Origin of the sequence: Bartonella sp. AC158YNML, assembly GCF_042196725.1 — a bacterium.
Lineage (GTDB): Bacteria > Pseudomonadota > Alphaproteobacteria > Rhizobiales > Rhizobiaceae > Bartonella.
In genome coordinates, this window is the sequence record NZ_JBHIQU010000038.1 from 1,547 (window position 1) to 4,831 (window position 3,285).

Below are 3,285 nucleotides of genomic sequence, written 5' to 3' on the forward strand. Positions count from 1 at the left end.
CACCATGGACCGCGCAGCAGGTCCACCGGTAAGGGTCAATTTCAAGCGCGCTTGTTTGGCTGTTTTGTCACTGCTCACAAATTTTCGTTCTGTCCAAAGTGGTTCAGCGAGTTGTTCTGTTTCGTCAAGTTTCAAAGGGGTGAAACCACCATCATCTAGTTGCATCTCCAGTGAAAAGGTTGCACCACCCGGTAAAAAGGTTTTGATATAGCTGGTCAACCTTGCCTTTTCACCAAAGGCAAAAGCACGCGTGACATAGGTCGCTTCCTTATGGATTTTTCCCGCAATCAACTGAATAGGGGCAAATAACACCGGTGAGAGTTTCTCGGTGCCTTTAAGAATAGCGCGAAGCTTGACCTTTTCACTGATATATTCAGTAAGACTGAGCAATTGAAAGGGAAGAAGTTGATAAATTGTGCCATTGTTTCGTTCAATTTCAAAGATGACAGAACACTCACTTGAAGGCAACTCAATGGCTGCGCGTATTTGCAAATCAGAGCAGTCTACAAGGTCAAAGGTGCCTAAATCGACAATCTTTTCTGTTTGCCTATAGCGTGCAGCGAGCACCCGAAAAGCTAAAGCCTCATCTTGATGGGCGCTCCAACTTTGTGCGTTAACAGAAGAAAAGCGTGGACCGGTCACGTAAGGGTGACTTGAGACAAATCTTTGGTGTTCTGCATCAAAATCTCCAAGCTTTGCTAGTGAGATGGCATGATCAGCATCATCGGTTTTAATGATAAAAGCAGTGAGACGATCATTAGGGACTAACAAGGGGACATCATAGCGTGCTTCTGCCCAACCTAGCTTTGCGCCCTTCATAGAATAAAAGCTTTGTGCTTGAATATCGGCGGTAGGATAGCCGTTTTCGGTTGTCACCAAATCAATCACCAGATCATGGTTCTGATTGCCGATTTTACAAAGATGAAAGTCAATTCCAGTGATTTGCCGTGTTTCATCGGGGGTAAAGACTTGCGCTTGTGGGTCAAATTGCGTCCATATCTTCACCGTTGTGGTACGCCGCATCACTTTCACATCAATCAGACCTTGTCCGGTAAAAAGCCCCGTTGCAATGGTGCCCCCTTTCCCCTGTGCCACGACATTTTTTGTACCAGCGGTAATATTTTGTGGAATCGTGAAAGTGCCCTCAAGGACGCCTTGTCTATCGGCAACAAGGCGGCTCGCTGGCAAAATATCCACACCATCAAAGGTAAGACTTTCCAAGATTTCGCTACTGCCAAAACCTTCAATTTTAAAGTGAAGGGTAATTTGTCTTAAAAAATCGATTTGTTCTTGGTGTGTGTTGATGAAATTATCGCTTACTTCTGTTCTACGTATGGTACTGCCGCGATGTTTTCCCATAATGATTTGATTGGTCACGCTTGAGAGCCAATCGGTGCGCTGTTCGTGCCAAAAGTCTGTTGCGGGTTCAAGGGTTACTGTACCAGGCAGCGGTGCAAAATTTTGATAAGGATTGATTTTTTCGCAAGCCGTTGTCAACTCTTGCGCAATGATCACTTCATTTGTCCAGTCAAGGGTGACAGGCGCTTTTAAAGGAGCAGTATAGAATGTTGGGTCAATAGCAAGCTGCAAAATGCCATTGCCTACAGCCCCCGTTTGTTGAAAGCCTTCATCTCTGTAACTATCATCGAGAAAAGGATCAGCAAACATGCCTTTTTTGGCAACAGGCTCTTTAGAGTCTACATTGCTTTTAATGCGCTCTAACTGCATCAACCGGTCAAGGGAAAGCACCCGTTGAAAATAGCGCCACATCTCATCATAGGGGGCAACACGGGTGCCATCATTGACCACAAGGGGGGTACTAAGCCAATTGTTGGTAATGGTTGCGAGCGACAACACCTCATCAGGGACACTAGGTGCCATGGGTTGGTCTGAAGAAATCCCTTTGATATAGACGACATTTCCCCCTGTGTTGAGACCAATACGGTCAATGCGGGGGAGTTTGTAAGTGTAACTGACAATGATATCACCACCCTCCGCACCCCCTGATACTGTAATTTCCTGCGCTGTGACTTTATCAGCCGTGATTTTTGCACGATAGCGATAAGTCACCTTATAGCTGCTCCCTGCTAAAGGTTCGTCTCCCACCGGTGCCCAATCAATGGTGTCTCCGGTTTTTTTAAAATCCGTTCCTTCTTTAAATTCTTTAGTTCCTTGAACAATTTTGATAAACGCGGTGATGCTTTTATCCGGCACGCCATCACGCCCTGCGGCAACGGCACCGCGGGTGACGGTAACGGTTTTTTCTTTTGTCAACAAAAGAGACTGAATATCAGCAAGAGGAAAATAATAGGGTTTAAAGGTAAAGCTTGTTTTCCCTTTTGGGGGCGAAAAAATATGCGTTTCGCTAGGAACAACGCTTGTCGAAAAATCTTCCATCTCTTCATGGCGCAAAGCTGCTAAGCGTTTGCGTTTAAAACCATTGATATTGGCTTCTCCCTCTTGAATGCTAAACACTTGGCAACCGTTATTTGCTCCCAATGCACTTACACGGCATCCCCCCACGATATAATGCCCATGGGCGCGGTCGTACGTCGCAATGGCTTGCATGGCCGGTTCAAGGAGTGAGGGCGATTTTTGATCAATCAAAACGCCATCTTGTAAGATATAGACCGGAAAGAAAGCCCCTTGCTGCTCATCATCTTTGAGAGCCCAGACAAGTTTTGCGACTTCGCGTGCCGCTCCGGGCTCTCCTTCTGCCAAACTGCCGGCAACTTGCCCCAACAGCTCTGGATCATCCTCATATGTCACCCATTTCTTTTGTAGCTTTACACCAATTTCCACACGCCCAATCATGGAAATATTCTCCAAGACAGCATTTGAGACAGGAAAGATGTCGCCTGCGATATAAATTTTGCCCTCTGTTAACGTGACAGTCCTTGTCTCTTTATTAACAAAAGCATCAGCGCGTTCAACGCGGTCTCCTTCTTTTGCCACAAGGCGCCCCAAACGGTCATGACGCCCCCTGATGATGGTTTGAACCTCATTGAGTTCACCCGCTTGAAGAAAAGGGCGCTTGCCATAAAACACCACGCTTTGTTGTTCGTCTTTGCCTACCGATCTGTCAATTGCAAAGGGTAAACCACTTTCATGCTTCATGTTAAAACCTCAATAAAATTTTGAATTGTTCGCGAACATCAGCACGCAAAGGAATGTTGATAGGTGTTTTAAGAATTTCTACACCATCACGCAGTTCATGAGCTTCAAGCCAAAGCTTGCCAGGAGGGGTTTGTTGTGCAAGAGAGCCATGAACGAGAAGGGAAACAG

General features: G+C 46.0%; 1 protein-coding gene and 1 pseudogene. Both read right to left on the reverse strand.

Annotated features, from left to right (window positions below):
- The coding region (locus ACFIM1_RS08890; protein ID WP_375694637.1) for a DUF4815 domain-containing protein at nucleotides 1-3,117 on the reverse strand (3,117 nt) is incomplete at its 3' end.
- Nucleotide 3,118: 1 nt separating this feature from the next.
- Nucleotides 3,119-3,285 (reverse strand): annotated as a pseudogene (locus ACFIM1_RS08895) (phage tail protein); the annotation flags it as partial.